Source organism: Limnobacter sp. SAORIC-690 (genome assembly GCF_002954425.1).
Classification (GTDB): domain Bacteria; phylum Pseudomonadota; class Gammaproteobacteria; order Burkholderiales; family Burkholderiaceae_B; genus Limnobacter; species Limnobacter profundi.
In genome coordinates this window covers 3,459,173-3,483,761 of sequence record NZ_MQVZ01000001.1, presented here as the reverse complement: position 1 = coordinate 3,483,761, position 24,589 = coordinate 3,459,173, and the positions used below count along the sequence as shown (strand labels likewise).

The 24,589-nt window shown below is 50.1% G+C and carries 22 protein-coding genes; 14 read left to right on the top strand and 8 right to left on the bottom strand.

Features of this window, described 5'->3' with window-relative positions; all coding sequences use genetic code 11:
• Positions 1–188 precede the first annotated feature (188 nt).
• On the bottom strand, positions 189–1,448 hold the full coding sequence (locus BSZ31_RS16570; protein ID WP_105029679.1) for a serine hydrolase: 1,260 nt from the start codon (positions 1,446–1,448) through the stop codon (positions 189–191).
• A gap of 96 nt (positions 1,449–1,544) precedes the next feature.
• Positions 1,545–2,381: an alpha/beta hydrolase gene (locus tag BSZ31_RS16565; protein ID WP_240605742.1), complete on the bottom strand. Its 837-nt coding sequence runs from the start codon at positions 2,379–2,381 to the stop codon at positions 1,545–1,547.
• 174 nt (positions 2,382–2,555) lie between these two features.
• Between BSZ31_RS16565 and BSZ31_RS16560 the strand changes: the two genes are divergently transcribed.
• A complete protein-coding gene (locus BSZ31_RS16560; protein WP_105029677.1) occupies positions 2,556–3,617 on the top strand; it encodes an aldehyde reductase in 1,062 nt (353 codons plus the stop codon).
• Here the strand turns inward: BSZ31_RS16560 and BSZ31_RS17700 are convergent.
• Positions 3,604–4,377, bottom strand: a complete 774-nt coding sequence (locus BSZ31_RS17700) for a methylated-DNA--[protein]-cysteine S-methyltransferase (RefSeq protein WP_304466334.1) — start codon at positions 4,375–4,377, stop codon at positions 3,604–3,606. The genes BSZ31_RS16560 and BSZ31_RS17700 overlap by 14 nt on opposite strands.
• A gap of 398 nt (positions 4,378–4,775) precedes the next feature.
• Between BSZ31_RS17700 and BSZ31_RS16550 the strand changes: the two genes are divergently transcribed.
• The 8 genes from BSZ31_RS16550 to BSZ31_RS16515 all read left to right on the top strand — a co-directional run bounded on the left by BSZ31_RS16550 (position 4,776) and on the right by BSZ31_RS16515 (position 15,613).
• Positions 4,776–6,758, top strand: coding sequence for a DUF1302 domain-containing protein (locus tag BSZ31_RS16550; protein WP_105029675.1), 1,983 nt, complete (start codon positions 4,776–4,778; stop codon positions 6,756–6,758).
• A 54-nt stretch (positions 6,759–6,812) separates the two neighbouring features.
• Entirely contained in the window at positions 6,813–8,156 is a 1,344-nt protein-coding gene (locus BSZ31_RS16545; RefSeq protein WP_105029674.1) for a DUF1329 domain-containing protein, read from the top strand.
• A 105-nt stretch (positions 8,157–8,261) separates the two neighbouring features.
• On the top strand, positions 8,262–9,422 hold the full coding sequence (locus tag BSZ31_RS16540) for a YCF48-related protein (RefSeq protein WP_105029673.1): 1,161 nt from the start codon (positions 8,262–8,264) through the stop codon (positions 9,420–9,422).
• Between the two features lie 14 nt (positions 9,423–9,436).
• Positions 9,437–11,803: an RND family transporter gene (locus tag BSZ31_RS16535; protein WP_105029672.1), complete on the top strand. Its 2,367-nt coding sequence runs from the start codon at positions 9,437–9,439 to the stop codon at positions 11,801–11,803.
• A 102-nt stretch (positions 11,804–11,905) separates the two neighbouring features.
• A complete protein-coding gene (locus tag BSZ31_RS16530) occupies positions 11,906–12,892 on the top strand; it encodes a succinylglutamate desuccinylase/aspartoacylase family protein (RefSeq protein ID WP_105029930.1) in 987 nt (328 codons plus the stop codon).
• Between the two features lie 147 nt (positions 12,893–13,039).
• Positions 13,040–13,894 carry a hypothetical protein gene (locus BSZ31_RS16525; RefSeq protein ID WP_105029671.1) on the top strand — a complete coding sequence of 285 codons (855 nt, stop codon included), beginning with the start codon at positions 13,040–13,042 and terminating at the stop codon, positions 13,892–13,894.
• Between the two features lie 94 nt (positions 13,895–13,988).
• Positions 13,989–14,921, top strand: a complete 933-nt coding sequence (locus tag BSZ31_RS16520) for a chemotaxis protein (RefSeq protein ID WP_105029670.1) — start codon at positions 13,989–13,991, stop codon at positions 14,919–14,921.
• Positions 14,922–14,989: 68 nt separating this feature from the next.
• A complete protein-coding gene (locus BSZ31_RS16515; RefSeq protein WP_105029669.1) occupies positions 14,990–15,613 on the top strand; it encodes a 2OG-Fe(II) oxygenase in 624 nt (207 codons plus the stop codon).
• Positions 15,614–15,642: 29 nt separating this feature from the next.
• Here BSZ31_RS16515 and BSZ31_RS16510 read toward each other — a convergent pair whose 3' ends face one another.
• Complete coding sequence (locus BSZ31_RS16510; protein WP_105029668.1) at positions 15,643–16,278, bottom strand: DUF1109 domain-containing protein; 636 nt, start codon at positions 16,276–16,278, stop codon at positions 15,643–15,645.
• A complete protein-coding gene (locus tag BSZ31_RS16505; RefSeq protein ID WP_105029667.1) occupies positions 16,275–16,856 on the bottom strand; it encodes a sigma-70 family RNA polymerase sigma factor in 582 nt (193 codons plus the stop codon). Before BSZ31_RS16505 ends, BSZ31_RS16510 begins: the two co-directional genes overlap by 4 nt.
• Before the next feature lie 148 nt (positions 16,857–17,004).
• Between BSZ31_RS16505 and BSZ31_RS16500 the strand changes: the two genes are divergently transcribed.
• The 3 genes from BSZ31_RS16500 to BSZ31_RS16490 are packed head-to-tail and all read left to right on the top strand — an operon-like array spanning position 17,005 to position 20,067.
• Positions 17,005–18,114, top strand: coding sequence for an S-(hydroxymethyl)glutathione dehydrogenase/class III alcohol dehydrogenase (locus BSZ31_RS16500; protein WP_171101502.1), 1,110 nt, complete (start codon positions 17,005–17,007; stop codon positions 18,112–18,114).
• Between the two features lies 1 nt (position 18,115).
• Positions 18,116–18,952, top strand: coding sequence for an S-formylglutathione hydrolase (gene fghA, locus BSZ31_RS16495; RefSeq protein WP_105029666.1), 837 nt, complete (start codon positions 18,116–18,118; stop codon positions 18,950–18,952).
• A gap of 47 nt (positions 18,953–18,999) precedes the next feature.
• Positions 19,000–20,067: a zinc ribbon domain-containing protein gene (locus BSZ31_RS16490; protein WP_105029665.1), complete on the top strand. Its 1,068-nt coding sequence runs from the start codon at positions 19,000–19,002 to the stop codon at positions 20,065–20,067.
• On the opposite strand, the gene BSZ31_RS16485 is transcribed toward BSZ31_RS16490, so the two are convergent.
• Together BSZ31_RS16485 and BSZ31_RS16480 are read right to left on the bottom strand one after the other, a co-directional pair.
• On the bottom strand, positions 20,064–20,384 hold the full coding sequence (locus BSZ31_RS16485) for a nucleotide pyrophosphohydrolase (RefSeq protein ID WP_105029664.1): 321 nt from the start codon (positions 20,382–20,384) through the stop codon (positions 20,064–20,066). The genes BSZ31_RS16490 and BSZ31_RS16485 overlap by 4 nt on opposite strands.
• 49 nt (positions 20,385–20,433) lie before the next feature.
• Complete coding sequence (locus BSZ31_RS16480; RefSeq protein WP_105029663.1) at positions 20,434–21,564, bottom strand: alkene reductase; 1,131 nt, start codon at positions 21,562–21,564, stop codon at positions 20,434–20,436.
• Positions 21,565–21,687: 123 nt separating this feature from the next.
• Here BSZ31_RS16480 and BSZ31_RS16475 point away from each other — a divergent pair, with 123 nt between their 5' ends.
• Both BSZ31_RS16475 and BSZ31_RS16470 read left to right on the top strand, forming a co-directional pair.
• Entirely contained in the window at positions 21,688–22,629 is a 942-nt protein-coding gene (locus tag BSZ31_RS16475) for a LysR family transcriptional regulator (RefSeq protein WP_105029662.1), read from the top strand.
• Between the two features lie 73 nt (positions 22,630–22,702).
• Entirely contained in the window at positions 22,703–23,515 is an 813-nt protein-coding gene (locus BSZ31_RS16470) for a tetratricopeptide repeat protein (protein ID WP_105029661.1), read from the top strand.
• 13 nt (positions 23,516–23,528) lie between these two features.
• Here BSZ31_RS16470 and rarD read toward each other — a convergent pair whose 3' ends face one another.
• Positions 23,529–24,398, bottom strand: a complete 870-nt coding sequence (gene rarD, locus BSZ31_RS16465) for an EamA family transporter RarD (RefSeq protein WP_105029660.1) — start codon at positions 24,396–24,398, stop codon at positions 23,529–23,531.
• Between the last annotated feature and the right edge of the window lie 191 nt (positions 24,399–24,589).

Below are 24,589 nucleotides of genomic sequence, written 5' to 3'. Positions count from 1 at the left end.
GAAAAACCCCGCTCTCAAGCTTGAGGCGGGGTTTTTTTATTTCAGATCCATCCTGGACATCTATTGCGATTAAATATTGATCTTTAAGTTACAAAATTAAGTTACAAAAAAACCAGCTCATCTTTGGGGCTGGTTTTTGTTCCGATCACGCGGCAGCGCGAGTAAAACATTGTCTGATAAAACAGAGCCTATTTAAGGACACTGCAGTTGGTGCTGACCGATACCAATACTTTCCCAAGGGCGGGGAGGGAGCGTGGATCAAGTGATTTGCCCGTATTTAGAAATGCCACGGAAATATCTCTTGATGGGTCTGCCCAAGTAACAATGTTGATTAGACCGAGGTGCCCAAATGCTTTTCGAGCTTTTATGCCAAACAAAGAGAAAACATTTTCCCCAAGCATAAATCCGGTTGAAAACCGAATTGGGATCATGAGTGTTTGGTCGATGGTTAAAGGGCCAGCTGGCCGGGTGGCCAGTTTCACTGTGCTTGCTTCGAACATTTGATTGCCGTTGTAAACACCACCATCCAGCATCATCTGATAAAAGCGACTTACCTCGTCTGCTGTTCCGTAAATATTCCCTGCGGGAATGCTGGCGTCCATAAAACCGGAGCTGTTGGAAATGGTAGCTATTTTCTCAAATTCAATGTTTAGAGCTCGTTTAGCCAGCACGTTGATGGGAAACACCGGTGTTGCACCTGTGCTGTAGTTGAACGCGGCCAGTTCTTGATGTTTTTTCTGAAGACCATAGGTGAGGTATTTCGCACCCAGCGGTTTTGCAATGAATTCTTGCAAAGCGGATTCCACGGATTTACCAGTGATTCTCTTTACCAATTCACCCAGAATGTAACCTCCAACAATAGCGTGATAAGCCTGTTGGCTGCCGTCGCCTCGGTTCGTGTACCCGGAGTTAATCAAGTCAATAACACTGTCCCATTTGAAAAGCAATGAAGGGTGTGGGTTGCTTATCGGTATTTGAGGGACGCCTGCACGATGTGACAGAACTTGTGCAATGGTGATATTTTCTTTCCCATTGCACGCAAATTCGGGAATGTACTTTCCGATCGTGTCATTGAGTTCAAGTTTCCCCTGCTCGCATAGTTTGTGAACCAGCATCGCGGTAATGGCTTTGGATGCTGAGAATAGACAAATTGGTGTGTCTGGTGTCATTAACACCTGCTCGACATCCTGGTCTGGATGATTTGGGGGTGGGTTGCCCCTAGCATGTCCAATTGAGCGCTTGAGTACAATTTCGCCTTGACGGCGCACAACCATGGTCATTCCAGGTTGTAAACCAGTTCTGTAAAAGCTTTCGACACTGTTCCAGATGGCCTCGATATTGTCGCGAGTCATGCTGACGTCATAGGGGCTGGTTTCTGCTTTGGAGTCGATTTGGGTAACTGATCCAACGTTTCGTGGAATCGACACGGTATTTGTTTTTTTAAACATAAATTTGGCTTGTCTCGTCGTTGTAAGTATTTGTGTAACTTACAAGTATCATTCCAAGCCAAAGTCCAGGTCAATTGAGTTTTTAGGGCGAACTCTCTAGCCCTGTTCAGGATTTGCAGCGCTCAGATTGTTTCTTTGATGCAGTTTTCGCATGAATTGATCAATTGGTTTGGTGGTGCTGCCTTTGAAAAACAGAAGTGGAGACAGGGTGCCAATCAGGGTAATGTGGTCTGTCCCTTCAATACTTTCCACTTTGGATTGATTGCCTGCTGACTGTAACGCTTGGTGTAGTGCATTCGTGTTTCGCTCGATACTGACCAAGGTGTCACTTTGGGGCGCCAAGAGCAGTGCGGGGACATTGCGACTCCCCGCGTAGTCAATCGGTTGCGATTTAGGGGGGTAGTCGGGGTGATTGAACACAGGCTGCACATCCGTGTCTTTGATGGGATAAATATTGTAGGCACCAGCCAACCCAATTAATCCTTGGACACTGGTTTGGTGTTCAAGGCCGGCAGCATTGAGCCAGCGAGGATCAAGTGCCAGCATGGCAGCGTTGTAGGCCCCGGCACTGTGACCCATCAAAACATATTGTTGCGCTGGATTCAGATTCTTGTACTCGGGCTTCTGAAGTTCTTTTTTCAGGTGGGCAATACTTTGTGCGCCATCTTCCAAAAAATCAGGATATTGCACTTCAGGGTACAGGCGGTAGTTGGGTACGGCGGTGATGTAGCCCATGGATGCAAGGCGCCTGCCAACAAACTCGTACTCAGATTTGTCGCCCCGATTCCAACTGCCTCCATAGAAGAAGACGACAACTGGTGTGTGGTTGAAGTCTTTATTGGCATTGTTGGGCAGATACAGATCGTATTTCAGCTTCGGATGCGCACCAAACGCAATGTTTTCTTTCACCTCTGCGGTGTAAATTTTTGACACTGAGTTAACCACTTGAAGCGCTGAACAGCCGCCCAAGAGGATTAGCGGGATGACTTTAAGTGTACGTAGTAGATTCAGTGCTGATTTCATGGGGTGCTACAGTAGTGTGCACAGACAGTGCTGATCGTGGATGATGCTTTATATTAAACAGAATTTGAACGCAGGATAATGACGATGGTAACAATTGACAAGAACAAGCCGGTGTGTGTTACAGGGGCCTCAGGGTATATCGCCAGTTGGATTGTGAAGGATTTGCTCGACAAAGGGTTTGTGGTGCACGCGACTGTGCGTGATTCGAACAAAGCCAGTTCGGTTGCCCATCTTTGGAAGCTGGCGGATGGCTCCAAAGGCACCTTGAAGTTGTTTGATGCCGATTTGATTCAGCCAGGAAGTTTCAAGGCTGCCATTGAGGGATGCGAGTTGGTGATTCATACGGCCTCTCCTTTTGTGATCAAGGGGTTTACCGATCCCAATGAAGCACTGATTCGTCCGGCTGTAGAGGGCACTGAGAATGTCTTGAAATCTTGCAATGAGGTGGAAACGGTTCGAAGGGTGGTGTTGACCAGTTCGGTTGCGTCTATTTATGGGGATGCCGTCGAAATTTTGAAAGCACCAGGTGGAATTTTCACGGAGCAACTTTGGAACAACACCAGCAGTGAAGGTCATCAACCTTATTCTTACTCAAAAGTGATGGCCGAGCGCAAGGCTTGGGATGTGTGCAAAAGCCAGTCTCGCTGGGACTTGGTAACAATCAATCCAAGTTTGGTGATGGGGCCTTCATTGACCACCCAAACCCAGTCAACGAGTATTGATGTAATGCGCGACTTGGGCAGTGGACGGCAGCGTACAGGTGTACCAATGCTGGAGTTCGGTGTTGTTGACGTTCGCGAGGTGGCGACAGCGCATGTACTGGCTGGTTTTGATTCCAATGCGGAGGGGCGCTACATTCTGAGTGCGCACACTGCCAGTTTGTTGCAAATGGCAACGATTTTGCGTACGCGTTTCCCGAGGTATCCCCTGCCCACTAAGCAGTTGCCCAAGTTTCTGGTGAAACTTGTTGCGCCGATTGCTGCGGGAGTGAGTCGTGAATTTATTCAGAAGAATGTGGGCTATCACTTGCGTTTCGACAACAGCCGGTCGGTTAATTTGTTGGGTGTGAAATACCGGCCATTGATCGAAACGTTGTGCGATCACTTTGCTCAAATGATCGATGATGGTTTACTCAAGCGGCGTTAATTGTTGTTGAGATGAGGCCCTGCTCCCACAGATGCAGGGCTTTTTTGCGTTCGCTTTGCCAACGGTAATGCCCCAGTTCGCCGGTGGCTTGTATGACCCGATGACAGGGGATTAAAAAAGCGACCGGGTTCCTGGCGATCGCACTTCCTACAGCACGGCTTGCAGATGGTTTGCCGATTGATGCGGCAATTTGCTGATAGCTTGCAAGTTGTCCGATGGGCAGGTGGATCAAGGCCTGCCAGACCAGGAGTTGAAATGGTGTACCGCGCAGATGCAAATACAGATCACCCGTTTGATGGCCCGTAGGGTGAAAAAGTTGTTCAACGAGTGCTTCTGTTTTTGAGCTTGACTCGACAAAAGTTGCCTTGGGATATAGCCCGCGAATTTCTCCCTTCCACTGGTGATAAGTCAATTCAGCAGTTTCAAACTCAAGGCTGTTGATGCCTTTGGCCGTGAGGCAAACGAATACTTGACCGAACGGACTGGGCGCATGCCCAATAGTGAATACTTGGTTAAGGCCCTCATTTTTAATCTCGCCAGGCGTAAGCGCTTCGAACTTCAACATGAGGTGGTGAAGTTTGCTACTGCTGGAGAGACCGAGTGCCAGGCTTGTGTGGAGCATACTTTTTCCCGAGGAAATAAGTTTGCGAGCATGGTCTTTTTGCAGACAGTGAAAAAACTGTTTGGGACTGATTCCGGCCCACTCGGTGAAGGTGCGTTGCAAGTGATACGGCGACGTATTCAAGTGCTTGGCCAGCATGGCCAATTTGGGTTCAATCCCGGTGTGTTCTGTTGCAAAGTTGCTTGCATGTTGTTCCAGAACCCGAATTGCTTTCGCAATGAGTTTGTATTGCTTGTGGGTTTCAAATTGTGTCACGGCAATGTTCTGAATGGTTATTCACTTTGTCAGTGTGGTTCCTACTACTTGTTGGGGCAATCTGTTTCTTGCGCAAATTTAAACTTGGGCGCACAGTGGGAATCGAAATTTACTCACAAGTTACATGGATTTTTGCAAGTGCTTTTCTATTTCTTGTGGGTATTGTTCGATTTGTGAATCTAAATGGAGTGTGTCTTAGTATGAGGGGTAACTATTACACACTTTAGATTAGTTATCGCACTATCTATTCAAGAGGCCAGCAAGGCCCTGAGGAGACATACATGGCCGGTTTTCTGCCCAAGAATTCCACATTGAAATTCGCTGTTCTATCTGCGCTGATGTCCGTGCACGGTTTGTCTGTTGCTGCCGGTGCCTTTGAGGGGCCTGCAGGCATTGAGGGACGTTGGGCGATGGAAGTGACGGTGGGTGCCTCCATGCGTACGAAGGACGCTGACGAGTCCTTGGTATTCATCGGCAATGGTGGCAAGGCTTCGAGTGGTACGGTTGACGACGGTAATTTGAATTACAGCAAGGGTGATGTGTTCAACGCCGTGGCCAAGGCTGTAGGTGAACTCGAGCTTAAAAAAGACAACTACGGTGTTTTCATTCGTGCCAAAGCCTTCTCGGACTTTCACAACAGAAGCAATAGGGTACCGCACGGTTCATCTAACAACGGCTTCAGGCCCAACGAGCCGTTGAATGACAACGGGTTTGACAAAGGTACGAAATTCGAAGACGCACAGTTTCTGGATGCATATTTCTTCGGTAATTATGAGCCCTTGGGCAAGCCTCTGACCCTGAAAATCGGTAATCAGGTGGTGACATGGGGTGAAGCTTTGTTTGTGTTGGGTGGTGTGAACCAGTATTCCAACTTTGACTCGGCTGCGCTTCGTCGCCCGGGTGCGCAGCTGAAAGAGGTGTTCCTCCCCATTCCCCAGATCTCTGCGAACATTCAGGCAACAGATGAGCTGTCTCTGGAAGGTTTTGTTCAGTTGAACCATGAAAAGGTGGTTGCGGATGGTTGCGGCACTTTCTTTTCACAGGCTGATTTGTTGAACTGTAATTTCCAGGGTGCCCCAATCAACCCAGGTATCTTGAGCACCCCGGTGGGTGACATCGATTTCACTGGCTATGATGATCAACAGAGTTTTTCAGGTGGGGGCACAATTACTGCTGGCGGTATTCCAATCGATACCACGCTGTTTTCGGGTCTGGGTCCCTTGGCGGGGCTTTTGGGCGGTATCACGGGTTTGCCAGCTGACCTGAGTAGCTTGAATTTCCGGATGGCCCAATTGGCAGATCGCAGGCCCAAAGATTCTGGGCAGATTGGTTTGTCTGGTCGCTACTATGCGGGCGAAATTGGCACTGAGTTCGGCGCTTACATTGTGAATTATCACCAGCGTATTCCCAATCTGTCCTTGAAGAAAACGCCATCCGGATTTGACGGTTCCTTATTCAACGGGCTAGAACTGGCAGGTCAGAGTGTGGTGAATCCACTGTCGTATTTCTTTGACTATGGATCTGAGAACATTCAGGTGGCTGGTCTATCAGCAGCCACAGAGTTGTTTGGTTATTCGGTGTTCGGTGAGGTTAGTTATACCAAGGATTTCCCTGCAGCTTACAACACAGCTGATTTGTTGAAAGGTGGTGCAACTGGGGATGGTCCTTTGGCTCGATATGGTGACAACGCTCAATTCCCTGTAGGTTCAATTCTGCCTGGCTCCAAGCGTTTGGACAAAATTCAGGCCCAGATGTCAACGATTGCGTTGTTTCCCCGCCGATTGGGAGCGAGCCAGGTGGCTGTGATTGGTGAGATTGGTGCGCAGATGTGGCGTGGCATCGGTGATCCGTTCACGAGTGAGCGCTTTGGTCGGTCCCCCGCCTTCGGTGCTGGTGCTCATGCCACCTACAATAACGGCGATTGTAATTCGGGTGTGAACCCTAACCCACGTAACTGTGCAGTGGATGGTTACGCAACAGAAACGGCCTTTGGTTATCGTGTGCTGTCGGTTGCTCAGTACCCCGATGCCATTTTCGGTATTACATTGGCACCGCGAATTTTCTTCTCGCATGACTTCAAAGGTTATTCCGCCGATGGCGTTTTTCTGGAGGACCGCATGAATTTGGGTGTTGGCGTTCGGGCCGAGATCCAGTCTGCGCGATATTTTGCTGAAATGAATTACAGCATGTTCAATGACAAGGCTTATTTCGATCCATTCAAAGACCGCGACTTCCTGTCTTTGGTAGTGGGCGCCAACCTGTAAAAGGTGGAATCAGAGGGTGAGCCATTCAAGAGTTGTTTTTAGGAGAGTATTGAAATGAAATTGATGAAGATCACGCAGTTGGCCGTGTCCATGGCATTGTTGGGCTCTGCCTCAGCGGTGCACGCACAATCGGCTGATTTTTCAAAGTTGGGCACTACTCTGACACCGATTGGTGCAGAGAAAGCGGGTAATGCTGCGGGTACGATTCCAGCGTGGAACGGTGGCTTGAGCAAGCCACCCGCAGGATTTGATCCCGCCAAAGGTTATGTTGACCCATTTGCGGCTGATAAGCCCACCTTGACCATTACTGCCGCCAATATGGAGCAGCACAAAGACAAGTTGGCACCAGGGCAAATGGAGATGATGAAGCGTTATCCCAGCTACAAGATTAACGTTTACCCGACTCAGCGAACAGCTGCTTACCGAGCGGACGTTTACAAGTTTGCCAAGGAAGAAGCTGCGGGCATCAAACTGGCAGAGGGTGGTAACGGTATTCTGAATTTGAAGAAGTCCAATGTGCCTTTCCCGATTCCGACCGATGGTATTCAAGTGATCTGGAATCATTTGATGCGTGATTTGGGTGGCTCGATCACTCGTTATTCTGCAGACTTCCCCGTTCAAACCAATGGAAGTTTCACTGTGGGCAAGCGTACGGAAACAATTTCCTATGCGTCTTTCATGACAGATCCCGAACCTAACCGAATCTTCTATTACCTGAATCAAACCACAGCACCTGCGAACGCAGCTGGTGAGGTGGCCTTGGTACACGAGCCTTTGAATCAGGTGCAGGAGCCTCGCTTGGCCTGGCAGTACAACCCTGGGCAGCGTCGAGTGATTCGCGCACCTGAACTGGCGTATGACTCACCAGGTATTGGTGCTGATGGCTTGCGGACCAACGATGACTTCAACGGTTTCAATGGCTCACCAGATCGCTACAACTGGAAGCTGGTAGGCAAGAAAGAAATGTATGTGGCCTACAACAACTTCAAGTTGACCAGCAAGGCTTTGAAGTACAGCGACATCATCAAGCCGAATCATGTGAACCCGGACCTTTTGCGTTACGAGTTGCACCGCGTTTGGGTGGTAGAGGCCACATTGAAGCCCGGCGCTCGTCATATTTACTCCAAGCGTGTGTTCTTTATTGATGAAGATTCATGGGCTGTTTTGCACGCAGACCAGTACGACGCACGTGGTGGCTTGTGGCGTGTGCGCGAGGTATATGGCGTTCAGTTGTATGACGCACCTGCGTTTGGCCCCGCTGGTGAGGTGATTTACGATTTGCAGGCACGCCGATATCTGGTCAATGCATTGACTAACGAAGAGAAGCCCGTGGAATTTGGCAAGAAGTACACCACCGCTGACTTTTCGACTGCAGCATTGCGTCGCATGGGTAGGTAATGATGTTTCAGTGTGTTTGGAGCAAGTGTGCTCCAGGCACCTGAGGTTTAAATTTTTTGCAACCCAGAGATATCACTTCTCTGGGTTTTTTAAATTGGAGATGGCATGAGAAAGCCACTGCTGCGCGCAACTTTAGTCGCTTTGAGTTTGTGTGCAAGTCAATTCAGTTACGCATTTAAAGATCCCTTGGATTTACCTGCAATTCAGGCACCAAAGGCCGCGAAGGCTTTGTCGCTCAATGTGACTTCCCAAGGCAGTAATGTGCTGATGGTGGGTGAGCGAGGCATTATATTGAAGCGGGACTTTGCCGCTGGCGACGCTGCGCAAGGTGTAAAAGACAACGAAGGCAAACTGTGGATTCAAGCCAAGGTGCCTGTGTCAGTCAATTTGACGGGTGTTCAGTTTGTGAATGACAGTTTGGCCTTTGTGGTTGGTCACGATGGCGTGGTGCTGAAGTCGACTGATGCTGGTGCAAGTTGGACCAAAGTGTTTGATGGCAACAAAGCCAATGAGCAAGTGGTTGCTGCCGCGAAGAAGAAAATGGATGACATGCAGAGTCGATTTGACGCTGCAAGTGTGGCTGAACAGGACAAGATGAGTGAAGCCTTGGAGGCAGCAACTTTTGCATTTGAAGATGCTGAAGCGGGCGCCCGGTTTGGCCCGGCACGCCCGATGCTCGATGTGTGGTTTAAGGATGAAAATACCGGGTGGGTGGTTGGCAGCTACGGACAGATTTTTGAAACCAAAGACAGTGGCGCGACCTGGACCCTGATTGCGAATCGCTTGGACAATCCCGATTTTCGCCATTACAACGGTTTATATGGCGATGAAACAGGGCTGATGTTGATTTCAGGAGAAGCCGGCCGAGTTTACATCTCCAATGATTTTGGCGCGACTTGGACACGCTCGGACACAGGTTACAACGGCCATTTTTACGGTACCGCGGTACTGCGCAATGACGAAGGGCAGCCCATTGTTTTTGCATATGGTTTTGGTGGAAATGTTTACCGCTTGGGTGCGGGTGCGAGTGCTTGGTGGCAGCTACAAAGCCCCAGCAAGGAAAGTTTTGTTCAGGGTTTGACCCTTGGAAAAACTGTTTTGTTTGTCGACCAGAAGGGTCGCTTGGTGCGTACCGATGAGTCGGGCACTACGTTGAAAATGGTGAGCGCTACAGAGGGTAAGCCTGTCACTGGCATGGCCCTTGTAAACAACACCTTGGTATTGAGTGGCCAGAACGGCCCTAGAACCCTTGCGCTGCCACGCTAACTGGAAGAACTGTCATGAGCAATCAAGAAGAATTGGGTAAGGTCGAACGGTTTTTTGAGTCGATTTTGTTTGGGCATCGCAAACTGGTGATCGCCGTGTTTGCTGTGTTGTCGGTGTTTTTTGCTTACCATGCGGTGCAGTTAAAGCCTGACGCATCATTTCAGAAAATGGTGCCTGTGACGCATCCATTTATTGCAAATTACTTGAATTACGAGAACGAGCTACGCCCGCTGGGTAACGTGCTCCGTATTGCTGTTCACAACAAGAACGGTACTATTTACGAGGCGGAGTTTCTTGAGAAACTTCGCTTGATCACTGATGAGGTTTTTTACATTCCTGGCGTTGATCGAGGCAATTTGAGTTCGATCTGGACGCCCAACGTAATGTGGCGGCAAGTGACCGAAGAAGGGCTGCGGATGGGGCCCGTCATTGGTCAGGGTTTTTCGGGTTCTCCTGAACAAATTGAGGCTGTCAAAGCCAACGTGGAACGTTCTGGACGTATCGGTTCTCTGGTTTCGAATGATCAGCGTTCTGCAATTATTTTGGCGCCGCTGCTGGAGGTTGATCCCGACACTGGTGAGAAGTTGAGCTATGGCAAGTTGTCCGCGCAGATTGAAGAGGTGGTGCGGGACAAATACCAAAGCGACGATATTTCGATTCACATCACTGGTTTTGCGAAAGTAGTGGGTGACTTGATCGACGGATCCAAAGACATTGCCGGCTTTTTCGCGATCACGTTCGTACTTACCGTGATCTTGTTGCTTTGGTATTCCCGTTGCTGGAAGAGTACCGCAGCCACTATTTTTTGTTGCTCGCTTGCCGTGATTTGGCATTTGGGCTCAGTGAGCTTGTTGGGGTTTGGACTTGATCCTTACTCCATACTTGTTCCGTTTTTGACATTTGCGATTGGTGTGAGCCATGCGATTCAGAACGTGCGAACCATGGCATCTGAACGTTTTCATGGAGCGGACAAAGTAGACGCCGCGAAAGCAACTTTCCACCTTTTGTTCATTCCTGGTTCAGTGGCTTTGCTGGCCGATGCTGTGGGTTTCTCCACTTTGCTGGTGATTGAGATCGGAGTTATCCGTGAATTGGCGATCAGCGCCTCAATTGGTGTGGCAGTGATTATTTTCACCAAGATGTTCTTGTTGCCAGTGCTGATGAGTTATACGGATGTGACCGAGCGTGGTTTGAAGCAGGTTGCCAAGCAGGAAGCCAGTAAGCACACAGTGTCACACCTTCTGTCTCGCTTGACTGAAAAGAAGGTAGCTTATGGCGTCAGTGCGGCAGCAGCGCTGATTTTGGTGGCGGGTTTGTTTGCCTCGGCCGACATCAAGATTGGTGACTTGGACCCTGGTGCACCAGAACTTCGTCCTGACTCACGATACAACCAGGATGTGAAGTTTCTGGTCGAGAACTACTCCACCAGCTCGGATGTGTTTGTGGTGATGGTGGAGACACCCGCGGGTGAATGTGGCGCATACCCTGTGGCCTCAGTGGTAGATCGTTTCCAGTGGGAAATGGAAAACCTGGAAGGAGTAGAAGGCACGGTTTCTCTGTTCACTGTGATGAAAAACATCATTGCCGGTTTCAATGGTGGTAATCCGAAGTGGTTGGCCATTTCCCGTGATCGCTTCATTTCAAATGGTGCGCACAAGAATATTCCCACCACTTTGTATAACTCCGAATGTTCGATGACACCCGTGATTCTGTTTTTGTCTGATCACAAAGCCGAGACGCTTGAGCGTGTGGTGGCCAAGGTACAGGCTTTCGCTGCAGAGAATGATTCCGCAGATGCCAAGTTCATTCTTGCGGCCGGCAACAGCGGCATTGAAGCGGCAACCAACATTGTTGTGGAGCAGGCTCAGAAAACAATGTTGCTGTTGGTGTATGGCATCGTGGGGGCTCTGGTTTGGTGGGAGTTCAAGAGTTTCCGCGTGATGCTCGCCATCATGATTCCCCTGTTCATTACAGAGGTGTTGTGTAAGGTGATCATGGTGCAGCTGAATCTGGGCATCAAGGTTGCTACGCTGCCTGTAATTGCCTTGGGTGTAGGTATCGGGGTTGACTATGGTATTTATATTTACAACCGACTTGAAAGTTTCCTGGCCAAAGGATTGAATTTTAAGGATGCCTATTTTGAAACCCTGCGTTCAACCGGAGTGGCTGTTGCCTTGACCGCGGTTACTCTAGCGCTGGGTGTGTTCACTTGGGCATTCTCTGCGATCAAGTTCCAGGCGGACATGGGCCTGCTTTTGGCATTCATGTTCTTGTGGAATATGGTGGGTGCCGTGGTGCTTATTCCCGCGCTGGTGCGTTTGTTCGCCTTTGGTGCGGTGAAAAAGAGGTTTGGCCCTTCAGTGGAAGCGCCAGGCCGATAATTGGTGTTGTCACGAACTCAAGGGCAGCCTGGGCTGCCCTTTTTTTATGGCCACCGGTTTGTGGTAACCTCCACAAATCGCCTTCATTTGCCAATTTCTGCCATGCAGTTTCCAGCCCTTCCCACAATTCCTCATCCATTGCAGTTCAAGTCAGTCACATTCACTGCATTGCAGCCTGGTCCAAAATTGATCGTGCTGGGGGCAGTGCATGGTAACGAGGTATCGGGCAGCAAGGCTATCCTGAAAATGATTCAGGAGTTTGAGCTTGGTGAACGCTTGCTGATCAAAGGGCAGCTGACTTTTGTGCCGATTACCAACCCTTTGGCTTACAACCGCAAACAGCGCAATGGCGATAGAAACCTGAACCGCAATTTGACGCCGACCAACAGCCCGGTTGATTTTGAAGACCATGTGGCGAATTGGCTTTGCCCCTTGCTGGCTGCGCATGACGTGTTGCTGGACATACACAGTTTTCAGAAAGGGGAAGTGCCTTTCGCTTTATTTGGACCAAAGAACAACAACAGCACACTTGAGTCTTTCAAGCATGAGAGCGCTGAGCGTAGTTTGGCCTTGCGACTGGGAGTGAGTCGATTTGTAGACGGCTGGCTCGACACCTATGCCAAAGGTGTTTCGAACCGTGTTGCTTACTTGAAGGCGACGGGTCAATCGGGTGAGGGTTTAAATACAGATCCGCGTTATGGCATGGGGACCACGGAGTGCATGCGCTCCAGCGGTGGATATGCAGTCACACTGGAGTGTGGTCAGCATGATGATCCTTTGGGTCCGGATGTGGCTTACCGTGCCATCTCCAACACCTTGCTTCATCTGGAATTGATTGAAGGGCCCTCGGTGCCACCGGTGAGTGAGTATCAACACCTTAGTTTGGTCGAGGTAAACGATAAGCAGCATTTTGACGATCAGTTTGTACGTGCTTGGTCCAGTTTTGATCCCATACGCAAAGGCGAGTTAATCGGCATCCGACAGAGCGGGGAAGAGGTGAGGGCCAGTCGGGATGGATTTATTGTTTTCCCGAACACTTTGTCGCAGGCCGGTCAGGAGTGGTTTTACGTGGCTGTGGCCAATCAATAACCCCAAATGGGGGGAAACTAAGTAATTTTTCCTAATAAAACGCATCAAATGCCTACAAACAAGTGATTGAAATATATCACTTTCCGGATTGAGTCTTTGCTTTGCTTTTGTTTAAATTGAGCCTTGGTACTAGGGCATTGAGCAACAATGAGCGGCATTCAAAATCAAATTTCGGATCAAACAATCCAAGCCGTTGCGCTTTTGGGCGGAGCCACTGCCCAGTCCTACAGCGCGGTCAGCTTGAATGTTTCGCCAGTAGCGCCTGATTTGCAACATGCAGATGCCAGCCTGCCCACTCCCGATCCGACTGATAAAAGCGCTGGAAGTGACACCGAGTCTACTTTGCAGTCTCTGGAGAAGTTGTTTATTGACACTTTCTCCCCTGTGGTGACTTCACGACCTGTGTCTTCGAATACACCTGAAGAATTAATTGAGTTGCCCAACGGTTTCGTCCAACCAGATATTCAGAACCCCGAATTGATGTCTCGCTTCGAAGGTTCGTCGCTGGAAGATGAGGGTACGTTTGGAATTCAACAAACAGGATTTTCTGGGACTACCCTGATTACAGACGAACTACCCGAGGCTCTTGGGACGGTGGGCACTGGATTTTCACTGCTTGATTTTATCGAGCAGGCCATAGCGCAGGCCGAGGCCTCTCAACAAGAGTTCGGCGAGACTTTTGATGGCGGCCGGCAGGGTGCGTTTCGCGAATTGTTGGTGGATACCGGCATGGCGGTGGGGTCCGGGATTCGCGAGTTTCTGCAAGAGAATGTTGCTGGTGTGGGGCGCGAACTGGTGTCTTCATCAATCGATGCCACGGGTGTTGAGTTGCTTGATCCAATTGCCGAGCCCTTGCTCGGTGTTGACTACTATGCCAAGTCAGCCGAAGTGTTGAACGGTTTGTTGGATGCCGTAGCACAGCCGATTGGTTCAATTGCCTTGCCTCAGGTAGGTCCTTTACTTGCCGATCCCCGCGAGGAGCTGTCTGCTTATCTAGGCTAAATTTGTAGTCTTTTTAAAGGCGTAAAAGACCGGTTTTATCCCCCTTCCTAAGGATTTGATTCGTTTGCACTTGGTTCAGAATGAAGATTGAACCATGTCAACGGTCAATCCACCCATGAATTACAACAACGAACGAACCCCTGGCGAATCATCCACCGAGATGATTGAAATTCTGCTTTTTTCCCTGGGCGGTCAGGAAATTTTCGGCTTGAATGTATTCAAGATTCGGGAAGTCACTGAACTGTCGCTGGTCACCCAGATTCCCGGGCAGCAAGGTGCCATGAACGGAGTAATTTCGCTGCGCGGACAAGTGTTGCCTGTTGTCTCGCTTGGAGATGCGATTGGCATGTCCACCGGCGAACCCAACTCCAAAATGATTATTTCTGAATTTGCGTCCCGTTCAGTTGCTTTCGCGGTGGCCGATGTCGACAAAATCATTCGGGTGCCTTGGTCTGATGTAAAGCCTCCGCAAAAGTACGATTCTGAAGAAGGATCCGTTTTCGGCGTGGTCATGCTCGAAGATGGCAGCTTGGTGTCTTTGGTAGACATTGAAAGCGTGTGTCACCGTGTGTTGCCTGAAAAAGATGCGACACCTGTGACCACTGGTTTCGAATTGAACAAGGCTGGGCCTGTGTTTTTTGTGGATGATTCGATTGTGGCGCGACGAAAAATCAGCGAAGTGCTGGACACCATGGGTTTGAAACACAGCCATGCGGTCAACGGTGTTGAGGCCGAGCAAAAGTTGTTGGCCATTGCTTCCAGTGCCAATCAGAATTCAGAAGAATTGGAAGAGCGGGTTTCTTTGGTGTTGGTCGACGAGGAAATGCCCATCATGGATGGCTGCACCTTGACCAGAAAGCTCAAGGGTGATCCGAGATTCAAGAACATTCCGATCATCATGTACTCGTCTTTAACTTCTGAGGAAAATGCCCGACGAGGTATTGAAGCTGGCGTGAACATTTACGTGAAAAAGTTTGATTCGACTTCACTTTCCAACGCCATCGGTCAGCTTTTGGCACACGCTTGATTCCAAGTCTCGTGGAAGCGCTACACTTCGATCATTCGAAGCGAGTGCTTTTCTGGATTCCAAGAGTCATGTTTGATTTAATCGCGAGTGATCTTCGGTCAAAGGGTTATAGCATTCAAAAGAACGCACTGCCGCCTGGCTTGATCTCTGAACTGTTGGACACTTTTACTGCCATACCCTCTGAAGCATTGAAACAGGCCGGTATTGGGCGCGCGCACGGCCAGCAATCGAATGCAGAGATTCGCCGTGACGAAATTGCATGGATCGAAAGCACACATGGCGGCGCTGCGTGTCGCTGGCTTGAATTCAGTGCACAGCTACAGCAATACCTGAATCGCACTTTGATGTTGGGCCTGTTTTCCTTTGAATCTCATTTCGCACATTACGCACCGGGTGCTTTTTACAGAACCCATGTGGACGCGTTCAAGGGACAGGCCAATCGGATCTTGTCGGTGGTGTTGTACCTGAACCCGGAATGGGGCCCGGAAGATGGCGGGGAAATGATCTTGTATTCAGACCTAGGTACACAGGATGTTCTGGAAACTGTTCAGCCACAGGGTGGAACCCTCGCTGTGTTTTTAAGTGAAGACTTCCCACATGAGGTACTGCCCGCCAAACGCCACCGATATAGCATTGCCGGTTGGTATCGGGTAAATACATCGAGCACGATGCGAATTGACCCGCCTGCCTAGGATGCAGGATAGGGCGGCGGCAGTCTTGTTTACCAGCGCAATAATTTGGGTCCAAGCGCTGCGCCCAATACACCGCACAACGCAATACCCAGTGTGTACCAAACAGCAATGAAAGGTGCGGCTGGTTCAGTGCAGGCCAAAGCATAGGCCAAAGCCGCCACCGAGCCGGAGAATAATCCGCAGGCCGTGCCGGCAGAAATCAGCTTGGTTGGTGCAAACCCACGCATGGCCCAAAATGAACCAGCCATCACCGGAAGTGACAGCCCCAAAATGGCCCATGGGCAAACCAGCCAGGAGTGTCCCAAGAGTGCGGCGGCGCGTTCAGATGCTGGAGTGCCCAGATAAGAAAGTACCCCCGCCATCAACATCAGCAACACCACTCCAACCACAGCCGATGTGGCCTGTTTGTCAGAGGCGCCCGGTTTCCCAAGGCGAGTGAACAGCCAGCCTGCGGCGATAGTCAGTGTGCTGGCGTATCCAATTTTGATCCAGGGGCCTGGCTCAGAAAACATCTCACCGGGTATCAACCCCAGAACACCCAATACGATCGCCGCAGCGATCAGGCCACCCACTACACCGGCGGGTACCAGGCGATTGGCTACCGATACCTTTGGAGCCGGGCCAGCCTGGTTTGAAATCATAGTGATCAGTTCATCAGTTTTCATGTTTCACTCCTGACCAAAGCTGCCAGTTGTTTCAATCCCCGGTGTACTTGTACTTTCAGAGCGGCTACGGATACACCGCTGCGTTCCGAGGCCTCAATCATCGACAGACCTTCAATCTTGGTGAGCAGAATGGCTTGTCTTTGCAGTTCAGGCAGTTGTTCAAGCAATACTCCCAAATCACGTTTCGAGGGCAGTTCCTCCTGCGTGGCAGGGTGTTGGTCCTCAGTCATGTCGTCAAGAGAATCGTTTAAATTGTCTCGTCGACCACGTCTACGCCATAAATCCACCAGCTTATGCCGCGCAATTGCAAACACCCAACTGCTCACGGGCAATGTCTCGTCATATGTGCCACGTTGCATGTGCAAAGCCAGCAAGGTCTCTTGCACCAAGTCCTCAACCTCGTCGGGCAGGGCTTGAAGCCTGCGACTGTAAAAACGACGTAGACGCTGAGCAATTCTCAACAGCGCTTCCCGGTAGGCTGCGGAGTCTCCGCCTTGCGCACGCATCCAAAGGGGCTTGAGCGATAGCTCAAAATCATCCTGAGGGGGCACAGTATTGGGTTCGCTAGGAAGGGTCATTCGGTTACAAAGGCATGCTTTTAATTGTTTCAAGACACTACCACACTTCAAATGCGGCTAGCAGCGTGCAGGGTGGTCATGAACGCCTACTATAATGAGGTTCGTATTAAACACTCGCCAGCATTGGGGGAACAACATGTTGCAATCGATCAAAACACGCGCCGCGGTGGCCTGGGGACCAGGCCAACCACTATCAATCGAGGAGGTCGATTTAATGCCTCCCCAAAAGGGCGAGGTTCTCGTTCGCATTGTTGCAACGGGTGTTTGCCACACAGACGCTTACACCTTGTCAGGAGACGATCCCGAGGGGATTTTCCCTGCAATTCTGGGCCACGAAGGTGCCGGGATTGTCGAAGCGGTGGGAGAGGGCGTAACAAGCCTGGCCGTGGGTGACCATGTCATTCCGCTTTACACCGCTGAATGCCGGGTGTGCAAATTTTGTACCTCGGGTAAGACCAACCTGTGCCAAGCCATTAGGGCCACACAAGGCAAAGGCCTGATGCCCGATGGCACCACTCGTTTTTCCAAAGACGGCAAGCCGATTTATCACTACATGGGTACTTCGACTTTTGCCGAACATACCGTTGTGCCAGAAATTTCACTGGCAAAAATCGACCCCAAAGCCCCATTGGAAAAGGTGTGCCTTCTGGGTTGTGGTGTAACCACGGGCATTGGCGCCGTGCACAACACAGCCAAGGTCAAGGCAGGTGACACGGTGGCTGTGTTTGGATTGGGCGGAATTGGTCTGGCGGCAATTATTGGTGCGGTGCAGGCCAAGGCCGGTCGAATCATCGCAATCGACATCAACGCAGACAAGTTTGAGATTGCCAGGAAATTGGGCGCGACCGATTTTGTGAATCCCAAAGACCACAGTAAACCGGTCCAGGAAGTGATTGTAGAAATGACGGATGGCGGTGTTGACTTCTCGTTCGAGTGTATAGGTAACGTGAATGTGATGCGGTCTGCACTGGAGTGTTGCCACAAAGGTTGGGGTGAATCAGTGATTATTGGCGTAGCAGGCGCAGGGCAGGAAATTTCCACCCGTCCCTTCCAGTTGGTGACCGGCCGAGTGTGGCGTGGTAGCGCATTTGGTGGTGTGAAAGGCCGCACCGAACTGCCGGGCTATGTAAACCGGTTCATGAATGATGAAATTGATCTGGACACATTCATTACCCACACCATGCCTTTGGAGCGAATCAACGAGGCTTTTGATTTGATGCACGAGGGCAAATCCATTCGCACCGTAATCCATTTTTGATATGAAATTACTCAGTAGCGTTCAATGCTTTGGCGGTCTGCAAAACCAGTATGAACACGTGTCTGAAGCGCTGAACTGCACCATGCAGTTCAGTGTTTACTTGCCACCCCAAACGCAAGCGGGGCAAAAAGTGCCGGTGGCTTACTGGTTGTCCGGATTAACGTGCACCGATCAAAATTTTGCGACAAAGGCGGGTGCCCAGCGAGTGGCGGCTGAATTGGGCATTGCTGTGGTGATGCCCGACACCAGCCCGCGTGGTGACGGTGTTCCTGATGACCAAGACAAAGCCTATGATTTTGGTTTGGGTGCGGGTTTTTATGTGGATGCGACTGAAGTGCCATGGAGCTCACATTACAAAATGTACAGCTACATAGTTGATGAGTTGCCTGCCCTGATTGAAGAGGGTTTGCCGGTCAGTAAATGTAAATCCGTGTTCGGCCACTCGATGGGTGGGCATGGCGCGCTCACCATTGCATTGAACAACCCAGCCCTTTATGTCGCGGTGAGTGCTTTTTCTCCGATCGTAAGCCCCATGCAGTGCCCCTGGGGGCAGAAGGCCCTGGCGTTGTACCTGGGTAACAACCCTGAAGCCTGGCAGCGTCATGACACTGTGGCGCTGATTCGCTCAGGCGCGCAGCAGCTTCCCATGCTGATAGACCAGGGTTTGGCCGACAATTTTCTTGCTTCGCAATTAAAAACCGAATTGCTGGAGGCTGCTTTAAAGGAAACAGGCTATCAGGCCGAGGTTCGTTACCAGGCCGGGTACGATCACAGCTACTACTTTATTGCCAGCTTCATTGAAGATCATTTGCGTTTCCATGCGCGGTATCTGAAATAGGCGACTCGCGCGTTGTTGAAACCATATAAGAACAGGATGAGATTCAGATGAGCAAATCACTGAGGTTGTCAGAAAAATGGTTTCGACGTGGCCTGTGGCTTGTGGCCGTGGTTTTTGCATGGTTCCTGATTGGTTTGGGGGGCACGCTTGTTGGCGATTTGCCTCAAATTGAACAAACCCAAACGCTCGAGGATTTCATGGATCCGATCGAACTGAAAACGGTTCGGGAACAAATCCGAAAGACGGAACTGAATGAGCGCGAGGTGAGTGATGCTTTGGAGCAGTCCAGGCTAAAACACAGTGCTGCCGAGGCTGACACCGATTCCGAACGCGAGAAGTTCATGGCTTGGGTAGCCACCCGCAAGGCCACAGCACTTCCCGATCAAGACCAGGAACTGATTGCGAGAACCCAGCGAGTTGACAACTTACAGGCCTTGGAACGGGTTGCTTTGGCACAGTTGGAGATGCAGCAGAAATTGCTGCTGGATGCACAGCAGGCCAACCGAAAAGCTCAATTGCGTTTGAATGAACTGGAACGCGCTGCGCAAGGTGAGTACACCAGTGCCATTCAAAGCCAGGAATTGCGCGTTTTTGCGTATCGCCTTGCTTTAACCCTGCCCCTGCTGCTGGTTGCGGGCTGGCTTTATAAAACCAAACGCCAAAGTACTTATTGGCCATTTGTTTGGGGTTTTATCTACTTTGCCTTGTTTGTATTTTTCGTTGAGTTGGTGCCGTATTTACCCAGTTATGGCGGCTACATTCGCTACATCGTGGGTATTGTCATCACGGTGTTGGTGGGGCGGCAGGCCATTCTTGCCCTGAACCGTTACCTGGAAGAACAACGATTGGCTGAGGAACAGCCGGAAACAAAACGACGTGAAGTTCTGGATTACGACACAGCGCTGGCGCGTTTACTCAAAGGTATTTGCCCTGGCTGTGAACGCACGGTTGATTTGAAAGACACGGGTATTGATTTTTGTCCGCATTGCGGAATAGGTCTTCACGACAAGTGCACAAGCTGTGGCTCTCGCAAAAGTACTTTTTCAAAGTATTGCCACGCCTGCGGTACCAGTGCTCGTTTGCCTGAACCACCAGAGCAAGCCGTACAGCCCTAGTCGATTGCGGGATACTTCAAGGCATTTTTCACCAGTTTTTTCTGGGCAGCATCAATTGGGTTGATTTCAAGCTGGTTGCATATTTGCAGCAGGTAAAGCAGCACGTCGGCCACTTCTTCTTTGACTTCATCCAGCTTGTTGCCTTTGATTTGTCGCGATTCGTCCTCGGTGAGCCATTGGAAGTGTTCCACCAACTCAGCCACCTCGACTGACAAAGCCATACTGAGATTTTTTGGGGAATGGAACTTTTCCCAATGTCGCGCATTGGAAAATTCGATCAATTGTTGTTGAAGTTTTTCTAGGCTGTCTTTGCTCATGACCTGAGAGTATCAAAAAAAACGCCAGCTTGTGGCTGGCGTTTTTCAATTACGCAGTCAGTGATGGGTAATCAATGTAGCCCTCTGGCCCTGGTGCGTAATAAGTTTGCGGGTTGCCCTCTGCCAAGGGTGCGTTCAGTTTCAGGCGCTGTACAAGGTCGGGGTTGGCAATGTAAGCCCGGCCAAAAGAGACTGCATCGGCCCAGCCAGTTTCCAGCGCATTGATTGCCATTTCACGGGTGTAGCCGTTGTTCACAATGTAGGTGCCTTTGAATGTTTTGCGAGCCCATCCATAATCAAAGCCGGGTACATTGCGATCGCCGCCAGTCGAGCCTTCAATCATATGAATGAAGCCGATTCCGCGCTGGTTCAATTGCTCGATCAGATAGCCAAACACTTCTTGAGGATTGCTGTCGCTCAGATCGTTAAATGGCGTAACCGGGGACAAGCGAATACCCACCTTGCCAGCGCCGATTTCCGCGATCACTGCATCCACCACTTCAAGGGCGAAGCGCGCGCGGTTTTCAAAAGAGCCGCCATATTGATCGGTGCGTTTGTTGGCGCCGTCACGCAAAAACTGGTCGACCAAATAACCATTTGCACCGTGAATTTCTACACCATCAAAGCCAGCCTTGATTGCGTTGGCCGCACCTTGGCGATACTGGTTCACGACCACTTTGATTTCTTCAGCGGTCAGTTCATGAGGTACCGGCACGTCTACTTTGCCATTGTGAGTGTAGGCAACCACATTGGGCTTGATTGCAGAAGGCGCAATTGGGTTCAAACCTCCTGTCAGGTCGGGGTGAGTAATTCGGCCCACATGCCAAATCTGGGCAACAATTTTGCTGCCAGCCGCATGAACAGCCTCAGTGATCGGTTTCCAGCCCTGCACTTGGGCCTCGGAATAGATCCCCGGCGTGGCCATGTAACCTTTTCCTGCTGGTGAAACCTGTGTGCCTTCGCTGATGATCAGACCAGCATTCGCACGTTGCCTGTAATATTCAATGTTCATGTCGCTGCCAGGAATATCTCCGGCCACTTCGTCGGAACGACAGCGTGTCAATGGCGCCATGACAACGCGGTTTTTTACCTCAATGCTGCCAATTTTTCCAGGTTGGAACAGTTTTAAATCATCCACGTTGGCAATTTGTTCATTCACATGTGGGGTGGGTGCATTCATACGTCGGTACTCCTCTTGTGTTGCAGTGCAATGTTGCACATTATGCGTATTCAAAGCCCATAGATCTACGGAACAGTTGTTATAGTATTTATTCCTCACGGGAATATATAAAGGAATTACTACATGGATCGCTTGAGGCTGATGGAAACATTCGTGAGAGTTGTTGAAACAGGTAATTTCTCGGCGGTGGCCCGGCAGGCCCACACCACACAGTCAGCCATCAGCAAACAGGTACAGGCGCTGGAGGCCGATGTTGGCGTGTTGTTGTTGGTGCGATCCACCCGCAGTCATTCATTAACAGAGGCGGGTCGCCTTTACTACCAGCGTTGTCGACAGATACTCGATACTCTGGAGGAGGCCCGCAGTGAAGTGCATCGCGCTGAACACGAGGTCAGCGGCCTGCTGAGAGTGGCTGCACCGGTCGCATTTGGCCGAATTCACATCGTGCCCCGGCTCGCCGCATTCTATGAGCGATATCCGAAAATGCGTATTGACCTGCAACTCGACGACAGTTTTGTTGACCTTGTGGCAGCAGGTATCGACGTGGCTTTTCGTGTGGGTGAGTTAAAAGACAGCCGTTTGATTGCCAGACGTATTGGCTCGGTGGCGAGGGCTGTGATTGTGTCGTCATCTTATTTGGCTCGACATGGTGCTCCGCAAAAACCTGATGATTTAAGTGAGCACAATTGCCTGCTTTACACTGGCATCGACAACTTCAATGAATGGACTTTTTACGGCAGTAAAGACAAGGCCATCACTGTGCGTGTGGGCAGCAACTTTCAATCGAACAGTTCCGAGGCAATTCGCCAAGGCGTTCTTGAAGGGCTGGGAATATGTTATTCACCCACCTGGATTTATGGTCGTGATATTCGGGAGGGCAGTGTTAACACGATTTTGAACAACTACAAACCAAGTACTTTGCCACTGAATGTGGTGTATCAACCCGAGCGTCGCCCCTCCATCAAAATCAGCAGTTTTGTTGATTTCTTCACGGAAGCTTTCAACCAAGATCCTGATTTGTCGACTGTGATTCGATCGTTGAAGGGCAATAGTCGGTTCGAGTGACTGTGGCTTGCTGTGATTTCAGCACACGTCCATACTGACTGCTTGGCGAGAGTAATAGCGAGGAGGAAAACAGATGAACCGTCGATCATTCAAGAGCATTGTAGTTGGCGGCTTATTGGCCCTGGTGTTGAGTTCTACAAATGCCCAAGACAGTACGGCCGCTGACTGGATTAAAAATCCAGCCATGGGGAATTACAAAGCCTATGCAGAATTCAAGATGGCCAATTATGAAGCCGCACGTCATATTTGGGAAATTTTGGCGGGACTTGGCAATTCTGATGCACTTTTCAATTTGGCAATCCTTGCCGAAGATGGTTTGGGTGAAACTCAAAATATGCTGAAAGCTGAAAGCCTTTATGTCGCGGCAGCCAATGCCGGGGGATTTAAAGCCCAATATCGTCTAGGCATGCTTTACAGTGGCGACAACCCAAACTTTCCAAAGGATCTCGAGAAAGCGCGGAGATACTTGAATCTGGCCGCAGCTGGTGGCGACAAGGATGCCGCTGCGCGTCTTGCGTCGCTAGATCAACCTGACCGACCTGCCACTGATTACGAACGGGCAGAATTGTTGGCAAGTAGCGGTAAACATGCGGAGGCGGCAGAAATTTACACACGACTGAGCCAGCTGGGCGACATTGGCGCACGTACCCGGCTTGCCTGGATGTACGAGGCTGGACGTGGAGTTGAACGCAGCCTTGAGAAGGCAGCCGAATTGTTTATGTTGTCTGCCAAGGCGGGTGATGCCGAAGCCCAATACGCAATTGCGGTGATGTATCGAACCGGCAAGGGTCAGCGCATGGACAAAAGTGAATCGTTGAGGTGGCTTAAGCAATCAGCCGCTCAAAATTATCCTGCGGCCATTGCAGCCATGGCTGCTGAGGGCTGATCCACCCACGTGCTTATCGCCTTATTTTGTAGATTCCTTCTGCAGCGAGCAAACTCAGGGAAAGCCAAATGGCGAGATAAGTGGGCCACTCCTGCTGGGCAATTGATTCGCCGATCAAGAATGCAACAACCACCAAAAGCACGGGTTCCACGTAGCCCAGCAAACCAAACAAACTAAAGGGCAGCATTCGACTCGACAAAATATAAGCTATCAATGCAGAGGCGCTTAACACGCCCAACAGAATAATCAGCAAAGGTAGCTGAAGTTGTAACCCCGTCATTTGATCCAAGCCATCGCCGCTCAGAGCGAAATAAATTGCAAGCGGTGACATCAGCAGCATGTCAAACCACAGTCCCCCCAAGTTGTCTATTTTGAATTTTGACCGCAGCACAAAATAATAGGGATAACCCAGGCAAACCAGGAGCGAAGTCCAAGCGAATCCCCCCGCTTGAAACACGGCATTTGTAACGCCCAGCAGGGCCAGCAAAACGGCCAGTTTTTGAAGTTTGCTCAGCGTGTCTTGGTAGTAAAAGCGACCAATCAAAACCATCACAAGAGGCATCATGAAGTAGCCCAACGACACATTCATCGCATGGCCATGTAGCGGTGCCCATAGGAACAGCCAAAGTTGTATGCCCAGAAGCAGGGATGACGCTGGTAAGGCCAGATAAAGTTTCCACTCTGTTTTCAGGCGCAGCGCAATCGATTTGATCAAGCCCCAGTCTTTGGTCCAGATCAGAAAAAGGGTCATCACAGGCAGGGTCAGTAGCATTCTCCAGCCGTAAATTTCCTCCCCACTCAACGGTTCAAGCAGTGTGGTGTAGTAGTACATGCTGCCAAACAGCACTGAAGCCAAGATGGAAAGAAAAACGCCTTTTTGCATAATTTGCGGAGTGGATGCCTTTCAGCTGTGGCGAAAAGTGAACAATTGTGAAGCCAAAAAAATAACCAGAATTCTAGTTTTGTCTAGTTCGAAAAATAGACATTCAAGTGTTTTTTTGCGCTGCAGCAATTGTATGCGGAAATTGTTAAAAAAAGGAATTTGTACAAAGTAGCATTGTGATGAAATTTGTT

What these genes read in the sequence shown, in the direction of transcription:
- BSZ31_RS16520 (WP_105029670.1), top strand. Translation starts at nt 13,989, where the DNA reads ATGTCAACGGTCAATCCACCCATGAATTACAACAACGAACGAACCCCT.
- fghA (WP_105029666.1), top strand. Translation starts at nt 18,116, where the DNA reads ATGAAATTACTCAGTAGCGTTCAATGCTTTGGCGGTCTGCAAAACCAG.
- BSZ31_RS16570 (WP_105029679.1), bottom strand. Translation starts at nt 1,448, where the DNA reads ATGTTTAAAAAAACAAATACCGTGTCGATTCCACGAAACGTTGGATCA.
- BSZ31_RS16515 (WP_105029669.1), top strand. Translation starts at nt 14,990, where the DNA reads ATGTTTGATTTAATCGCGAGTGATCTTCGGTCAAAGGGTTATAGCATT.
- BSZ31_RS16545 (WP_105029674.1), top strand. Translation starts at nt 6,813, where the DNA reads ATGAAATTGATGAAGATCACGCAGTTGGCCGTGTCCATGGCATTGTTG.
- BSZ31_RS16550 (WP_105029675.1), top strand. Translation starts at nt 4,776, where the DNA reads ATGGCCGGTTTTCTGCCCAAGAATTCCACATTGAAATTCGCTGTTCTA.
- rarD (WP_105029660.1), bottom strand. Translation starts at nt 24,398, where the DNA reads ATGCAAAAAGGCGTTTTTCTTTCCATCTTGGCTTCAGTGCTGTTTGGC.
- BSZ31_RS16505 (WP_105029667.1), bottom strand. Translation starts at nt 16,856, where the DNA reads ATGACCCTTCCTAGCGAACCCAATACTGTGCCCCCTCAGGATGATTTT.
- BSZ31_RS16530 (WP_105029930.1), top strand. Translation starts at nt 11,906, where the DNA reads ATGCAGTTTCCAGCCCTTCCCACAATTCCTCATCCATTGCAGTTCAAG.
- BSZ31_RS16510 (WP_105029668.1), bottom strand. Translation starts at nt 16,278, where the DNA reads ATGAAAACTGATGAACTGATCACTATGATTTCAAACCAGGCTGGCCCG.
- BSZ31_RS16480 (WP_105029663.1), bottom strand. Translation starts at nt 21,564, where the DNA reads ATGAATGCACCCACCCCACATGTGAATGAACAAATTGCCAACGTGGAT.
- BSZ31_RS16535 (WP_105029672.1), top strand. Translation starts at nt 9,437, where the DNA reads ATGAGCAATCAAGAAGAATTGGGTAAGGTCGAACGGTTTTTTGAGTCG.
- BSZ31_RS16485 (WP_105029664.1), bottom strand. Translation starts at nt 20,384, where the DNA reads ATGAGCAAAGACAGCCTAGAAAAACTTCAACAACAATTGATCGAATTT.
- BSZ31_RS17700 (WP_304466334.1), bottom strand. Translation starts at nt 4,377, where the DNA reads ATGCTGGCCAAGCACTTGAATACGTCGCCGTATCACTTGCAACGCACC.
- BSZ31_RS16560 (WP_105029677.1), top strand. Translation starts at nt 2,556, where the DNA reads ATGGTAACAATTGACAAGAACAAGCCGGTGTGTGTTACAGGGGCCTCA.
- BSZ31_RS16540 (WP_105029673.1), top strand. Translation starts at nt 8,262, where the DNA reads ATGAGAAAGCCACTGCTGCGCGCAACTTTAGTCGCTTTGAGTTTGTGT.
- BSZ31_RS16475 (WP_105029662.1), top strand. Translation starts at nt 21,688, where the DNA reads ATGGATCGCTTGAGGCTGATGGAAACATTCGTGAGAGTTGTTGAAACA.
- BSZ31_RS16525 (WP_105029671.1), top strand. Translation starts at nt 13,040, where the DNA reads ATGAGCGGCATTCAAAATCAAATTTCGGATCAAACAATCCAAGCCGTT.
- BSZ31_RS16490 (WP_105029665.1), top strand. Translation starts at nt 19,000, where the DNA reads ATGAGCAAATCACTGAGGTTGTCAGAAAAATGGTTTCGACGTGGCCTG.
- BSZ31_RS16470 (WP_105029661.1), top strand. Translation starts at nt 22,703, where the DNA reads ATGAACCGTCGATCATTCAAGAGCATTGTAGTTGGCGGCTTATTGGCC.